This is a genomic window from Pseudoalteromonas sp. A25, from assembly GCF_009176705.1.
Taxonomy (GTDB): Bacteria; Pseudomonadota; Gammaproteobacteria; order Enterobacterales; family Alteromonadaceae; genus Pseudoalteromonas.
Genome location: NZ_AP021846.1, coordinates 3,322,501 through 3,337,957 on the forward strand (window position 1 = coordinate 3,322,501; position 15,457 = coordinate 3,337,957).

15 protein-coding genes (1 of these 15 cut by a window edge) are annotated in these 15,457 nt (G+C 43.0%); 5 read left to right on the plus strand and 10 right to left on the minus strand.

All coding sequences use genetic code 11. The features are described from left to right. The 3 genes from GDK41_RS14330 to GDK41_RS14340 form a co-directional block, all read right to left on the minus strand. Positions 1-703 carry the beginning of a methyl-accepting chemotaxis protein gene (locus GDK41_RS14330; protein WP_152087047.1) on the minus strand. 1,178 nt of this gene lie to the left of the window's left edge, so the window shows 703 of its 1,881 coding nt (coding positions 1-703); its start codon is at positions 701-703; the stop codon falls past the left edge of the window. A 319-nt stretch (positions 704-1,022) separates the two neighbouring features. Further along, complete coding sequence (locus tag GDK41_RS14335; protein WP_152087048.1) at positions 1,023-2,075, minus strand: MJ1255/VC2487 family glycosyltransferase; 1,053 nt, start codon at positions 2,073-2,075, stop codon at positions 1,023-1,025. Continuing rightward, positions 2,072-2,596 (minus strand): phosphatase PAP2 family protein, encoded by a 525-nt coding sequence (locus GDK41_RS14340; RefSeq protein WP_152087049.1) that lies wholly within the window; start codon positions 2,594-2,596, stop codon positions 2,072-2,074. The genes GDK41_RS14335 and GDK41_RS14340 overlap by 4 nt, the downstream gene beginning before the upstream one ends. A 160-nt stretch (positions 2,597-2,756) precedes the next feature. On the opposite strand from GDK41_RS14340, the gene rraA reads away from it, so the two are divergent. Both rraA and GDK41_RS14350 read left to right on the plus strand, forming a co-directional pair. Beyond that, positions 2,757-3,257: a ribonuclease E activity regulator RraA gene (gene rraA / locus GDK41_RS14345; RefSeq protein WP_152087050.1), complete on the plus strand. Its 501-nt coding sequence runs from the start codon at positions 2,757-2,759 to the stop codon at positions 3,255-3,257. 5 nt (positions 3,258-3,262) lie between these two features. Then, positions 3,263-4,318, plus strand: coding sequence for a formimidoylglutamase (locus tag GDK41_RS14350; protein ID WP_152087051.1), 1,056 nt, complete (start codon positions 3,263-3,265; stop codon positions 4,316-4,318). Here the strand turns inward: GDK41_RS14350 and GDK41_RS14355 are convergent. Then, positions 4,315-6,084 carry a bifunctional diguanylate cyclase/phosphodiesterase gene (locus tag GDK41_RS14355; protein WP_152087052.1) on the minus strand — a complete coding sequence of 590 codons (1,770 nt, stop codon included), beginning with the start codon at positions 6,082-6,084 and terminating at the stop codon, positions 4,315-4,317. The genes GDK41_RS14350 and GDK41_RS14355 overlap by 4 nt on opposite strands. A gap of 22 nt (positions 6,085-6,106) precedes the next feature. Continuing rightward, entirely contained in the window at positions 6,107-7,333 is a 1,227-nt protein-coding gene (hutI, locus tag GDK41_RS14360) for an imidazolonepropionase (protein ID WP_152087053.1), read from the minus strand. A 109-nt stretch (positions 7,334-7,442) separates the two neighbouring features. Between hutI and hutC the strand changes: the two genes are divergently transcribed. After that, positions 7,443-8,162, plus strand: coding sequence for a histidine utilization repressor (gene hutC / locus GDK41_RS14365; RefSeq protein WP_152087054.1), 720 nt, complete (start codon positions 7,443-7,445; stop codon positions 8,160-8,162). Between the two features lie 37 nt (positions 8,163-8,199). Here hutC and GDK41_RS14370 read toward each other — a convergent pair whose 3' ends face one another. Genes GDK41_RS14370 through ompR form a run of 3 tightly spaced genes read right to left on the minus strand, consistent with a single transcriptional unit; the run spans position 8,200 to position 11,024 of the window. Next, positions 8,200-8,967, minus strand: a complete 768-nt coding sequence (locus tag GDK41_RS14370) for an NADP-binding protein (RefSeq protein WP_152087055.1) — start codon at positions 8,965-8,967, stop codon at positions 8,200-8,202. A 24-nt stretch (positions 8,968-8,991) separates the two neighbouring features. Continuing rightward, positions 8,992-10,296 (minus strand): two-component system sensor histidine kinase EnvZ, encoded by a 1,305-nt coding sequence (envZ, locus tag GDK41_RS14375; protein WP_152087056.1) that lies wholly within the window; start codon positions 10,294-10,296, stop codon positions 8,992-8,994. 8 nt (positions 10,297-10,304) lie between these two features. Next, entirely contained in the window at positions 10,305-11,024 is a 720-nt protein-coding gene (ompR, locus tag GDK41_RS14380; RefSeq protein ID WP_152087057.1) for an osmolarity response regulator transcription factor OmpR, read from the minus strand. A gap of 192 nt (positions 11,025-11,216) precedes the next feature. Here ompR and greB point away from each other — a divergent pair, with 192 nt between their 5' ends. After that, complete coding sequence (gene greB, locus GDK41_RS14385) at positions 11,217-11,690, plus strand: transcription elongation factor GreB (protein ID WP_152087058.1); 474 nt, start codon at positions 11,217-11,219, stop codon at positions 11,688-11,690. A 93-nt stretch (positions 11,691-11,783) separates the two neighbouring features. Next, a complete protein-coding gene (locus GDK41_RS14390; protein WP_152087059.1) occupies positions 11,784-14,102 on the plus strand; it encodes a Tex family protein in 2,319 nt (772 codons plus the stop codon). A 36-nt stretch (positions 14,103-14,138) separates the two neighbouring features. Here GDK41_RS14390 and GDK41_RS14395 read toward each other — a convergent pair whose 3' ends face one another. Together GDK41_RS14395 and GDK41_RS14400 are read right to left on the minus strand one after the other, a co-directional pair. Continuing rightward, on the minus strand, positions 14,139-15,038 hold the full coding sequence (locus tag GDK41_RS14395) for a putative metalloprotease CJM1_0395 family protein (protein ID WP_152087060.1): 900 nt from the start codon (positions 15,036-15,038) through the stop codon (positions 14,139-14,141). A gap of 14 nt (positions 15,039-15,052) precedes the next feature. After that, positions 15,053-15,361, minus strand: a complete 309-nt coding sequence (locus GDK41_RS14400; protein WP_152087061.1) for a hypothetical protein — start codon at positions 15,359-15,361, stop codon at positions 15,053-15,055. Positions 15,362-15,457: the final 96 nt, after the last annotated feature.

Consider the following 15,457-nt stretch of genomic DNA (forward strand, 5'->3'; position numbering starts at 1 on the left):
GGTTTAATCCTAACTTAACTTGGGCTGTAACGAGTGCAGCAAACTTTGATTCGTATACCACCAAGAGGCGCAATAGGTCATTTTGGTAACTAGTAGGTAAATCGGCCGATTTAATTTGAGCAGAAAACTGAGACACTAGCCCAGAAAACTTGGTGAGATACTTGGTATCTAAACGCAGCATAAAGTCTTTTTCTGCACGACGTAACTGTAGCATCATCGCCAACAACTCATAATTTTCGCGTTCTTTCAGCAACGTTTCTACTTCATGCACCGCAGCGCGCAACTCCCCATACAGCGCGTCTTTGGGATGTAAGCCGATTTCTTTTTGCAGTTTCACTACATTTTTAAAGTTTGCATAATACTGGCTTGCCAAACGAGCAAATTCGTCTAGTTGTTCATTATCAATATCAAAATCGTTGAATGTTTGCTCTAATGAGATAAGTGTTTGTTGAAGGCTGTCATATTCTTTTTCATACTGATTCAGCGCACTTTCCTCTTTATAAAATAGAAAGTTTTTCTCATGCTTTCTCATTGTAAGCTGATGAATATCTAGCTCTTTTGAATACTGAATAGCATTATTGAGCTGAAGCATCGTTTTTGCTTCATAGATGATTACAATCAACATAACAATTAACGATACACCCACCACCAGCGCGTTTAACTGCAAACGGCGTTTTATCGTAAGGTTTTCTAATAAAGCCATACTGTTACCCAAAAATTTTAAATCTTGAGCATAGTATAGCTGAGAACTAAATTTACCGCTTTAGATAGTGTTGCAAGTTGCAAAGAACCTACCTTAACTAACCTCAGCTGCGGATAAGAGTTTTGATAGCTCAGAAGAGAGACATTGCAACCCCTTCAATATCCAATGACGATATTTCGCTCACTATCAAGGCATTTTCGTGAAGTAATAGCGAGCTATTACAAATGAAAATAACGAAGAGAGTGAGTGAAATAGCTTTATTGGGCAAATTCTCTTATGTGCAGCTGAGGTTAACTATCCAGTTCAACACTTAACTCTGTTATGCTGCATTCGACATATGGTAGTTAACCGTTTGCCAAAGCTGTACATGCAACTGCTCAATGTCATGCCACTGCTTACTAGTTAGCCACCTTACCAATGGGGCTGGATCTGACGGGAAATGAACCGCCTGCGCCATCGGTAGTTCCAAAAACTCTTCTAGCGCATTTGAATTCAAGTAATGCATCACGCTAGCTCTTCCCATACTCTCAAGCGTCAACGCGTTACTTAACTGCTCAAATTGACCATTTAACGGCTTTAGCAGCAGTTTTTTACCAAACTTCATTGCTTCACTTGAAAGCTCAAAACCGGCATTGGCAACGATGCCGCTGGTATTTGCTAAGTCTTTCAAAAATCCGTCTCGACTTGGTGAACGCAAATGAATATTAGCCAAAGATTGATTCTGTGCATCAGGGTGATAGCAATAAAACTCTTTATCAGGAAAATCTTGCAACAACTCTATTATCTTACTTAGATCTTCGAAAGGTAAATATACCAAAACCTTGTTTGCTACAGACTGACACTGCTGTTCGGGAACTTGATAGGGGATAAAAGGAGGAATAATATTCTTCGCAAACGGCTGCCAATGAACCCCTAAATGAACATCGGCTGGTGCAAAATTTTTCAACAATGTGCGTTTTAACAGCCCTGCGCCTTCTATCGGAACCTCTGGAAATAAAAATGATGCTTGATGGCTCATCGCAATAACAGGCACCTTGGCCAACTTACCAGCCCATGCAGTAACTGGCTCAAAATCATTGAAAATTAGATCATAATTCGAAACATCTAGACGACGAACATCTTTATATAATTGCCTCAACTTGAGCTTTTTTAACGTGTCAAACTTGTTTACTTGTCCGTGCTGTGTCGAAAAACTCACTCCATTCCTGCTTTGAAAATCACCAAATACTTCCATATCAAAGTATTTATCTGTTGATCTTCCTGAGAACAAATAATCAACCTCAACACCATGCTCAGCAAAACATGTAGCCATTATCCGAGCTCGGGTAATGTGGCCATTGCCAGTTCCTTGCACTCCATACAGTATTTTCATAGCATTCCTATTAACCCTATTGCTAAACTCGCACAACCGACACCCATTAGTGCACCGACAACCACATCTAATGGGTAATGCACACCTACCACTACTCTTGAAAGTGATACTCCAACCGCCCATATCACAAGCGGAATCGATAAAACCGGAAGTTGCTCAGCTAAGCATGTCGCATACAACCAGGCTCCGGCACTATGCCCTGAGGGCAAACTAAACTTATCCCCTGGTGTTAATAGTGCTTTTTGTGAAAAGCAGTCACATGGTCGAACACGTGCGATACGCTTTTTGAGATAAAAATATAAAGGTCGCTCTAAAGCAAATGCGAGTACAGCAGTTAATGCAAATGTCTGCCCTAATTGTTCAAGAAAAATGGCACACCCAATTGCCAACAACACATACAACCCACCATTTCCACTTTTGGATAAACCGAGAGCAGCGATTCGCCACCAATGCTTGGGACTAGGGGTAAAAACTGCAAAATATAAAGCTGTATCAAGCTGTGCTAGTTTACCTTTCATCATACTTAAATCTCATCTTGTCGATAAATTCAGCATAGAAGAGCTAAATAACAAAGCCGTGACAGTTTTAAGACACTAATATGTAAGTTACTGTTTGCCATTGCTAAGGTAGTATATGGGAGTATACTGGCCTGACTTATGTTATTTTCAGAGGATAATAGTTATGGATTACAGCACTTCGGATTTATGTGACCACTTTGCTGATGTTGTTGATGTACTCGAGCCAATGTTCATTAACTTTGGCGGTCTAAGTTCATTTTGTGGCCGTATCACAACCATTAAGTGCTTTGAAAATAACGAGCTGATTCAAAGCACGCTTGAACAAGACGGCACAGACCGCATTCTATTAATAGATGGCGGTGGCTCCACTAGAAGAGCGCTTATTGATATTGACCTTGCAGAACTGGCAATGGAAAATAACTGGCAAGGCATTATCGTATACGGCGCAGTTCGTCATGTGGATGAACTAGAAGAGTGTGATATTGGTATTCAAGCTATCGCATCTATTCCAGTCGCAGCCGATAGTGTAGGCTCAGGCGAGCAAGGTATCCCAGTCAATTTTGCTGGTGTTTCATTCTTTGAAGACGACTTTTTATATGCCGACAGCACAGGCATCATAATCTCAGCTGAAGAGCTGCTTTTGGAAGCAGAAGAGCAAGAATAATCGCTATGACAGAACATTTACATGTCTACAGTGAGGCTGATATAAGCAGCCTCACTGCAAGTAGAGACAATGAACTTCGTTACTGGCAATCCCTGTCATTTTTAGAGCCCAACGCAAAACTCGATGTTGCGCTCAAAGATGCAGCTGCATTTGGTATTAAATATGTTCTAGTCGGGATCAAAGAAGATTTTGGACCAAGAGCAAACTGTGGCAAGGGGGGAGCAACTCTTGGATGGCAAGCTTTTTTACAGCGTTTCTTGAATTTACCCTGTAATGACTTTTTAACACCTAACAATGTATTACTATTAGGTGAAATAAACTGTGATGACTTGCAGCAACAAAGCAACAGCCTCGACAATTCACAACCTGACCAATTGAAAAAACTTAGAGAGCTGTGTGATCAACTTGATGCCCGCATAGCAGGCGTACTAAATAAAGTCTTTGCCGCAGGACTTGAACCCATAATCATCGGTGGTGGACACAACAATTGTTATGGCATTTTGCAGGCCTTATCAAAAGCATCAGGTGAACCTTGTCATGCCATCAATTTTGATCCACATGCAGACTTTAGGGCTTTAGAAGGGCGACACAGCGGCAACGGTTTTCACTACGCGCATGAGCACGGCTACTTGTCTGACTACCATGTAGTAGGACTGCATGAGCAAAAAAATAACCAAACGATCTTAAAAGCGTTACGAGATGCCAAGTATAGCTATATTAGCTATCAAGATATTTTAGTAAGTCGGCAATATTCTTTAACTGAAGCGTGTGAAATCGGCCTAAAGCGGTTCGCTAACCGCGCTCCTTTAGGCGTAGAAGTTGACGTAGACAGTATCAGTTACATGCCTGTTAGCGCTTTTACAAACTGCGGCTTTAGCGTCAATGACGCTGAACACTTTGTTTACTTGGGTGCGCTACAAACAAACGCTAGGTACCTTCACCTTTGTGAAGCAGCACCAGGCAATCATCCTCAAGGTGTAACACAAGGTATGCTTGAAGCAGGACAGGTGCTAAGCGGCTTGGTTTGTAGTTATTTAAGAGCGAAAAAACAGCAGTTTTAGTTGCTATTATCGGACGTCCATTTATGTAGCCAACCCATGACACCTTTACTGCTCATGGGTTGTGCCAAAAAATGCCCCTGCATAGCATCACATTCAAGCTCCTTGGCATACTCAAACTGAGCTTTACTTTCAATTCCCTCACAAAAGACCTTTAAGCCTCGTTGTTGCTGCATTGAGACTAAGCTTTGACAAACAGCGCGTGCACCATTTGGTTGAGGTTGAGCCGTAAGAGAAGACGATAGTTTTATAAAGTCGACTTGTAACTCTGATAACGTATCTAACTGAATCGGCGCTTGCCCAAATCTATCTATACCAATATGAATACCTAGCCGGCGCAATTGGTCAATATTATCAAGTGATTGATAGTCTAGCCTAGGTAAAAGATTAGCAGGAAACTCTAATAAAATATCACCTGCTTGTAAGTAATGCTCTAATAAGATGTGATCCATAAAGCGGATAAAGTCTTGCTGTAACATTTCTGAGCCAAAAATATTAATACTCAGCGGTACTTGAAAGCCTTCCATTTTTAAGGCCATTGCGATTTCAGCAGCACGTTCAATTACAAATCGAGCTACCGGCAGTGCAAGACCTGCCAAACGAATATCTTCAATAAAGCGCTCAGCGCTGAGCAGCCCCAGTTTAGGGTGCGGCCATCGCAACAAAAGTTCTAAGTAGGCGAGTTTGCCATTTTGTTGCGAAAAAGCAGGTTGGAAAAAGATTGCCAAATCTTGGTCAACTTTAATATTTGCCAGCTCTCTTAAACGCGTTTGCTGCTCAATTTGGCTAATTTGCATTTGTTGTTGATAGGCACATATCGATTGATTTGGTAGTTTATCAAGTGCCAAATAAGCACACGCTATCAAACTATCTAATTGCCCTAATTCTTCGTCGCAGTTTACAAAGCTGACTCTTGCCGAGATCTCGAGCGTACAGCTACCAACTTGAAAAGGCTTAGCGACACAGAGTAAAATATCATCAATTAATTGTTCGTGAAGATACTCGAAACGCCCTAAGCGACATATAAAAGCAAAATGTAATCCCCCTAAGTGTGCAAGTCGACTTACTGAATTACCATTTGGAATAGTAAAGATATCTCTATTGTTTAGTTGTTGCTGAACCCTATTTGCAGACTCCGCTAACAAAGTATCGCCAAACTCTCTCCCCAGTTGCATATTAACCTGTTCAATCCCCTCCAAAAACACCAAGACCAGTATTGCAGGACCGGGGTCGAGTTTTCGCTGCTCCTCATAAGCACACCTTAAAGAAGCGCGACCAGGGATCCCTAATTCATGTGCAAATTGTTTATGTTCATTAGTCACCGGCTGCTGCTTGTTTTGTGCTTCAATCCAAGTCGCATAGAGCAACCCAAAATAAACAAATAAAAGCGCAAAGGCAGCATTATTGATGGGCCATTGAAACAATAAGTAACCACTCAGAAAAACAACGTAAAGAGCAATACTGCCAGCAACTAATTTACTCAACCAAAGAGCAGAAAATGAAAACGAATATGTTAGATAGACAACGAGGATAACGGCGAATAAAAACATCGCCACAGGTACATTTGAGAGCAGCAATAGCAACGCAATCACACAAAGAGCTGCATGTAAGCCTTTGAGCAAAACCTCTTTGGTAATAATGCATAACATAATGCCAGCGGTTGCTACCCCACCCATTAACACTGCATGAACCGACGATACCGAATGCGTCGTAGATTCAGAGACTGAGGGCAAAAAAGAGGTAAACCATATTGATAACTCTGCTAGCACCCGCTGACCATTTTATGAACGGTTAATATTGAATAAGTTTACCCGAGATCCATAAATTTGACAGGTCACACACACCAAATTGATAACTTAACTGCGCTGGATGCTCAATATCCCACAAAGCGATATCTGCCCGCATCCCCTCTTTTAGCATCCCCCTATCGTTCAGCCCAAGCGCTTTAGCAGCATTGACGGTCACCCCTTGCAACGCTTCTAGAGGCGTCATTCTAAATAATGTACAAGCCATATTTAACATCAGTCGAAGTGAGCATAATGGCGCAGTTCCGGGGTTAAAATCACTAGCAATTGCCATAGGTACTTGATGCTTTCGCAACAATTCAATGGGTGGTAATTGCGTCTCTCTTAAAAAATAAAATGCACCGGGTAAAACCACCGCGGTTGTACCGGCATTAGCCATAGCAATTACGCCTTGTTCATCTAAATATTCAATATGATCTGCTGATAAACCCGAAAACTGTGCGACTAATTCACTGCCATGTTGGTTAGAGAGCTGCTCCGCATGACATTTAATCTTTAACCCCAACTGCTGCGCTTTAGTAAATACTTTTTTCGTTTGCTCATAACTAAACCCTACGTTTTCACAAAACACATCAACCGCGACGGCAAGGTTCTGTTCAGCAACCTGAGGAAGCATCTGCTCACAGACTAAGTCAATATAATCATCAGCTCTATCTTTATACTCTGGAGGCAGCGCATGCGCACCTAAGAATGTACTTTGAATATCAACAGGATGATGTTCATTAAGCAATTTATTCACTTCCAGCAGCTTCAGTTCATTGGCGCAATCCAGTCCATAACCTGACTTACTCTCTACTGTCGTCACCCCTTCGCGTAATAGGCTGTTAAGACGTGCTTTGCCTTTAACAAACAATTGCTCAAGATCAGCCTCTCTCGTTGCCCTCACTGTACTGGCAATTCCTCCACCTTGTTGAGCTATTTGTTGATAAGACACTCCATTTAAACGCTGCTCAAATTCTGTAGCTCTATTTCCTGAAAAAACGATATGAGTATGACAATCAATTAATCCAGGTGTTATCAGCTGACCCTTACCATCATGAAGAGGGGTTGCTAAAGCGTCAAACTCTGGCAAGTCACTTTGCTGTCCTAACCATGCTATTTTGCCATTTTTGATCATAATAGCCCCTTGCTCCACCAAGCCATATGGGGCGGCAATCTCAGGGTTCATGGTGGCAAGCTTAACATTGGTGATAACTAAATCTACTTCAAGCATAACGGTCTCACTAACAGATAAAATTTGGTACGAGTGTAGCAAGCTTACTTGTATATACAAGATAAGTGTGCCATGTTTATTGCTATAAAAAATTCACAGAGTTGCTTAGATGGCTGAAACTGAACCAAAATTTGTGCAAATTAAACAGCATATCATCCATAACATTCGCGCAGGTATTTGGCTAGAAAATCAACGAGTCCCCTCTGAAAACGAGCTCGCCGAGCAGTTTCGAGTCAGCCGTATGACCGCTCGCCGCGCAGTTAGTGAATTAACTGACGCCGGAATATTAACCCGCACCCAAGGGTTAGGCACATTCGTAGCCAGTTTTAAATCACAATCATCGCTACTGGAGATAAACAGTATCGCTGATGAGGTTCGCCAACGGAATAACCAATACTCCTGCACTATTTTATCTTTGGAATCTATTGCTGCTCTTGCTCCTATCGCCATCGCATTGGGCGTTGAAATCAATAGCCAAGTCTATCGCAGCGTGCTGCTGCATAATGAAAACGATATACCTCTGCAAGTTGAAGAGCGGTTTGTCAATCCTGCTCTAGCACCCGATTATTTACAGCAAGACTTTGACACACTCACGCCTCACGATTACCTATCTAAGGTCGCGCCATTAACAGAGGCAAGGCACACCGTTGAAGCGATTATGCCCAGTGGCGAAGTATGTGAATGGCTTGGACTATTTAACGAGGAACCTTGCTTACAAGTTATTCGACGCACTTGGTCATCGATGGGGATCGTGAGTTTTGCGCGTTTGATCTCCCCCGGCAGTAAGTACCGCCTAGGTGGACACCTTACCTTTAAGCGAGCAACATAGCCAGGCGCAGGTTCGAGGCACAAGTCGCTTGAGGGTTCTATATTTCATGCTGATAGCTAAAACCTAATGCAGTAATACCGCTGCCATCTACTACTCTAGCAACCGCTTCATCACTTGCAAACGTCGGTAGTGCAGACCCCCAATGCGCGCATTTTTGTTGATAGTAACTTAGCCGTGTTGGATGGGATGGATGGCAGACGTTATAGATATCTTCGGCCTGCTGCCAATTCTCTAAAACACAGAAGATGGCGTTGAGTACATCTTGCTGGTGTACCATATTCACTAAACTTTGAGATGAACTGGTTAGCTGCTTAGCTGCAACAAAGCGACCTGGCTCTCTACTTGGTCCAACAAGCCCAGCCAAACGCAGTAGCTTGCCACCGTGACCAAGCACCATTTTTTCCGCCTCTACGAGTATACTCTGCCTAGGGCTTAGGTTCACATTAAACACGTCACATTGCTCGGTATATGTCTGCGCTTCACTGGGGTAAACACCTGTACTAGAACACAATAAGAAACCCTTTCGCTTAAAGCTATTACTAAGCGATAGAGCTTTGTTAAGTAATCGCAAGTAATTACTCTCTTTTTGCCTAGCCCGCGGTGGAACTGCACATACCCACCAAGCATTTTCTAACGAAATCGTACTCTCTAATTTATCATCGTTAAGACAAAAAACTCGCTCATAACTTTCACTGTTATTTCTCAGTTGTGTACGAGTTCCTTCAACTTGCCAACCTTTCGCTTTAGCCTGCAAGCATAATGGCTTACCTAACCAACCGGCTCCTAAGACTACCAATTTATTCATCAGATTTTTTTACCTCAAAAACACTTATGACTTATAGGTGGGTAAAAAGACCTCGGCACTCAACCCACCACCACGTCTATTTCTAAGTTTTACCTGCCCACCATGCGTCGTAACAATGCGCTTTATAATCGCTAAACCCAATCCACTACCTTCACTGCCTCGAGCCTGATCACCTTGTTTAAAAGGCTCAAACACACTCTCCAACTCACTTTCGGGAATACCAGGGCCGCGATCTTTTACTTTTATAGCGACATTTTTTTCACGGGGATCATAGTGTGTACTAACTTCTATTGCATCGTCTGAGTAGCGTATTGCATTTTCAATCATATTCGTCAAAACACGTTTTAACGCAACAGCATTCATCATGACGTCTGGGTTTTCTGAAGCCATTGACAAACGAATCGTTCGCTTGTGCTTTTTCTCCGCTTGAACTACATCTTCAACAAGCGTATTCAAGTCCTCAACAGCCATTTCCCCGCTGTGATGGTGGCGAAGATATTCAATAAATTGATCAATGATGGCGTTCATGTCCTCAATATCATCGATGATCCCTTCTTTTAAATAATCTTCTTCATCGGCCATCATTTCTGTCGCTAAGCGAATACGCGTTAAAGGTGTACGCAAGTCATGAGACACACCTGCCATCAATAATCTCCGATCGCTTTCCAGTTCAGCGATCCCTTTAGACATTTGGTTGAAAGCACGAGTTACTTCGATAACTTCGGTAGACCCTCGCTCGACTAGGCGCGTAGAGAAATCACCAACACCAACACGCCCTGCCGCCATCTGTAGCGCTTTCAATGGCCTATTTAAATGACGAGCAAACCACCACCCACCCAATACACTTAAAAAACCGATACTAGACAGATAAAAAACCAGAAACTCAAGTTTGGTTTCACTCAAACCTGTTAATGGTACCCTTACCCAGTAGCCAGGTGCCTGCGGGGCTTCAACCCAATAAACAACAGGGTCACCTTGACTAATACGCACGCGTGCTGAGCCATTTAGTTGCTCCGACATGCTTTTCGATAACAAGCTATATTCTTTTGCGCGGTCTAGGCCATTAATATATGCCTGACGCTGTGTCATCACCTCGATACCGGTAATTTCAAAAAACTTTTCCGATAACTCTGCGTTGACCTCTACACCTTCCTCCCAATCGATAAAAACGGTTTTAACTTGCTTTGCCAGCATTAAGTTGACTTGTTCAAAGGTGGGTTTAAATACGTAAAGCGTGACCGTTATATAAGAAACAATCTGATTTAACAGTAATAGTGCCCCAACAAAAAACACCGTTTGCCCAAAGGCACTTCTTGGAAATAAACTCATAAAAGTCGCTATTTTTGACCATCCGGTACAAAGACATACCCCAAGCCCCACACGGTTTGAATATAGCGAGGGTTTGCTGCATCTTCTTCTATCATTCGTCTTAAGCGCGATACCTGAACATCGATACTTCGTTCCAGGGCACTATAATCTCGACCGCGGGCAAGATTCATTAGCTTATCTCGACTCAATGGCTCTCGAGGGTGACTAACTAATGCTTTAAGTACAGCAAATTCACCGCTGGTCAAAGATAAAACCTCATCCCCTTTGTGCATCTCTCTAGTCGCCAAATTTAGCTTGAAAATGCCAAATACGACTTCATTTTCTTGCGCAGAAGGGGCGCCAGGTACTTCCTTCGCTCGGCGGCGCAAAATCGCTTTTATACGAGCTAGCAGCTCGCGAGGATTAAATGGTTTTGGAATATAGTCATCTGCACCTAACTCCAGACCAATGATACGATCCACTTCGTCTCCTTTGGCTGTGAGCATAACGATAGGGATTTCATTTTCTTTTTGTCTTAAACGACGACAAATTGATAACCCGTCTTCGCCTGGTAACATCAGATCAAGCACCATTAAGTGAAAGTTTTCGCGCTCTAATAGACGATCCATCTGTTCGCTATTCGCGGCGGTACGCACGATAAACCCCTGTTCTACTAGATAGCGTTCAAGCAAGCTGCGCAAACGCATATCGTCATCGACAACTAGTACCTTAGTAGTTTCATTTCCCATACGATGTTCTTCTTGTTATAAAATACTTTAACCTAATATAATTGAAAAACAGCAAACTAGACACCATACCTTTTAAGAACTTTTGTTACTGAACGTTACAATTTACCGTAATTGAACAAATTGAGCACAATCTTGCCGCTGTTTAATAGCATGAGCAATAGCGGACTCAATAAAATCAACTAGATACAAGATATGAAGACCAACCTAATCACCCCTGAAGGGTACAGACAACTGCAACAGGAACACGACCACCTGTGGCATGAAAAACGCCCCGAAATAACCAAAATTGTATCGTGGGCTGCAAGTTTAGGTGACCGCTCTGAAAATGCAGATTACACTTTTAATAAACGTTTGCTTCGTCAGATTGACCGACGTGTAAGATATTTACGTAAACGCCTCCCAGACTTAAAAATTGTCGAGTATTCAGAGCAACAAGCAGGCAAGGTGTATTTCGGCGCTTGGGTCGAAATCGAAAATGAACAACAAGAAGTGAAACGTTTTCGCATCGTTGGTCCTGATGAAATTTATGATCGTAAAGATTACGTCTCTATTGATGCCCCCATGGCCCGAGCGCTATTGGGCAAACAAGTAGATGATGAATTTACTGTTCGCACCCCCGAAGGAGACAAAACGTGGTTTGTGAATAGTATAGAATACAGCAGCTGAGGTTCTTATCTACAGCTGCTATGATATCATTCAAATCATTCTCGCTCATCACGCACAAAGAGCGTATATAATTGAACTTTATAAGGATTTTGCATGAGCAACATCTCGGCTCGTTTAGCTCAGGAGCTAAACGCCAAAGAGCAACAAGTCATCGCCGCCACCACTTTACTTGATGAAGGTGCAACGGTACCGTTTATCGCACGTTACCGTAAAGAAGTGACAGGTGGTCTTGACGACACACAGCTGCGTTTACTTGAACAGCGCCTTGGTTACCTAAGAGAGCTTGAAGAGCGCCGTGCCTTTATTCTCAATACCATAACTGAACAAGGTAAACTATCCGATACCTTGGCGGCAGATATAAACAATGCACAAAGTAAAACCGAGCTTGAAGACCTTTACCTACCCTATAAGCCTAAACGCAGAACTAAAGGTCAAATAGCCATAGAAGCAGGCTTAGAGCCGCTAGCTGATGCGTTATTCAATAACCATGATTTGAACCCAGAGCAGCAAGCTGCGGACTTTATCAATGCAGATAAGGGCGTTGAAGATGAAAAAGCGGCTTTGGATGGCGCTAAATTTATTTTGATGGAACGCTTTGCAGAAGATGCAAAATTACTGGCTAAATTTCGCCATCACCTGCAACAAAATGCACAACTAGAAGCAAAAGTCATCTCAGGCAAAGAAGAAACCGGTAGTAAATACCGTGATTACTTTGAACATAGTGAAAAGCTCGCCAAAGTGCCTTCGCATAGAGCGCTTGCAATGTTGCGAGCGCGTAATGAGGGAGTGCTGCAATTAGCCATTAATCCAGAGCCTGATGTGGAAGATGCACAACAGTTTTGTGCACAACTTATCGCAGATCATTATCAATTAAATATCAGTACGGCAAATGCCAGTAAGTGGTTAATGAGTGTTGTGCAATGGACATGGAAAGTAAAACTTGCATTACATTTAGAAAATGAATTTTTAGGGACTCTGCGAGAGCGCGCAGAAACAGATGCCATCGATGTATTCGCGAAAAACCTCAAAGATTTGTTGATGGCGGCACCTGCAGGGCCTCGCGTTACAATGGGCATTGACCCTGGACTTCGCACAGGCTGCAAAGTTGCCGTGGTTGACGCAACAGGAAAACTACTAGCAACTAATACTATTTTCCCTCATGCGCCACAAAACCACTGGGACAAGTCGCTAAGAACCCTAGAGCAGGTTTGTCGCCAGTATAAAGTAGAACTAATAGCGATCGGTAACGGCACAGCTTCACGCGAAACAGACAAACTTGCCGCTGAGTTACTTAAAGCTGCTAGTGAGTTAAAGCTAAATAAAATTATGGTAAGTGAAGCTGGGGCGTCTGTTTATTCAGCCTCAGAGTTTGCAGCCAATGAGTTTCCTGATTTAGATGTGTCATTACGAGGCGCAGTATCAATAGCACGTCGATTACAAGATCCACTAGCCGAGCTAGTAAAAATAGAACCTAAGTCAATTGGCGTTGGGCAGTATCAACATGATGTATCGCAAAGCCAATTAGGCCAGAGCCTGACTTCTGTCGTAGAAGACTGTGTAAACTCTGTTGGTGTCGATGTTAATACCGCATCGGTTCCTTTGCTGACACGTGTATCTGGTTTAAACAAGACCTTAGCAACAAACATCGTTAAATATCGTGATCAACATGGCTCTTTCTCTAGCCGAACTCAATTGAAGAAAGTCGAGCGATTAGGCCCTAAAGCGTTTGAGCAAGCAGCCGGCTTTTTAAGAATTATCAATGGTAAAGACCCACTTGATAGTTCTGCGGTTCACCCAGAAGCATACCCTGTTGTTAAACAGATATGCGAGGTGAAGCAAGTATCAGTATCAAGCCTTATTGGTAATACTGAGTTACTCAATAAGCTTGTGGCCAATGACTTTACAAGTGAAAAGTTTGGTCTACCGACAGTTACCGACATCATTAAGGAACTAGACAAGCCAGGGAGAGATCCACGACCTGAGTTTAAAACCGCCACATTTAAAGCGGGCGTAGAAACAATCAACGACCTAAAAGTGGGTATGATTTTGGAAGGGGTTGTTTCAAACGTAGCTAATTTTGGTGCTTTTGTAGATGTAGGCGTACATCAAGATGGCTTAGTGCATATTTCAGCAATTACGAATAAGTTTATTTCAGACCCCAGAGAAGTTGTCAAAGCTGGCGATATCGTTAAAGTTAAAGTGATTGAAGTAGATGCAGCCCGAAAACGAATAAGTTTTACAATGCGTTTAGATGATGAGGTACACAACACGCCAAAGTCACACCAACCAGCATCTAACCCTAAAAAGGCTACGGCATCAAAACCCGCCAATAAATCGAAACCAAAACGAGACTCTGGTAATGCGGCAATGGGGAACGCATTTGCTGAAGCATTCGCCAAGTTGAAAAAGTAAAAAAAAGCCGTATCGATTGATACGGCTTTTTATTAACTAAACGCTTAGTGACAAAGCAGAGGGCTTATCGGGTGAGGCCACATGCTGATAAAAATCGTTTATCCTTAGTGCTCTAGCTTGGATCTGAGGATCTCTATCAATTGGCAGCGCAACCGAATATGGATCTGCGCTCTCCTCTAACCGTGCTCTGTCCCCTTGAGCAACTTGCCCTTCCTCTCCTTCAGCGCCTTTTAATCGACGAGTTTGATACGTTGCTACCCCTGAACGAGATTGCTCATCATCGCCGCTAATTCGCTGCTTTGCCAACTCAGCTTGAGCTGCAGTTAATTTTTGTGTCGCGTCGGCCGCAATCGCGCGGTCTGCACCTGAAGGCTCAGCGGGCGCTAACGCTGCAGCTCTAACCGTTTGCATTTTATCGATCGTCTGTTGCGGATCGCCTGGGATCTCAGCAACATCTATCATCACTTCTCCGCCTACGGCATAATTGTTACCGTCGGGACCTCGCTGATACTCGTAACTGGGAGAGCCCGCATATTGCCCTCCCACTCGCGCATGCGCTTGCTCATGCATACGTACTTCTTGGTCTCGGGCCTTGAGCTCTTGTATTTCTTGCTGTTTTACTTTTTCTTCATTTTCAGCGCGCGTGTCTTGCTCTTCACCATCTTGCTGTTTACCTTGCTGACGGCCTTCCTGCTCCTTCTCTTCTATGGGTTTATCTTTACCATTTTGAGAACGAGAACTGTACAACGGAGAATCGTCAGGAGAGTTTGCTTTCGCTTTGTCTCCCTCATTTGCGCTTTTGTGTTCAGTAAAACTAGCTGCGGTAGACGGTGCTTTGGGTATTATTTCGCGCACCTGATTGTCACGTCTAGCCGTTTCGGTGTAGACGTTTGCGGTATTGAGGTTCATCGCCGGTGGAGGCGTTACGATGTTCATAACATACTAAAACATTAAACTTTTATATCTATCAAAGTTCCTAAAACTTCATCTGCAGTGCGTATCGTTTGTGTATTTGCTTTGGCATTAAACTCTTCAACTTTCAAATTCACAAGCGCTTCATCTAATCTCGCTGGTTGAGACACCGGTGCAGTTGTGGCTTCATCAGAGCTCGCAGCTTTGAGTTGACGTTGTTGAGCTTGTTGATCATCAGTTTGATTTTGCACTGTAGCACGATTTACTTCAGCGCTCGCTCGCTCAACCCCCTGACTGGCTCTATTAAAACCTTCTAGGCCGGTATTTAACACGTCACCTATTGGCATGTGGTTCTCCCGATATAGATACACATGGTTAATTATTGCGCAAATCTCAGTAAAAATAAAGTATGATTAAATAAAAAGTCCACCAGCCAAAAGCGC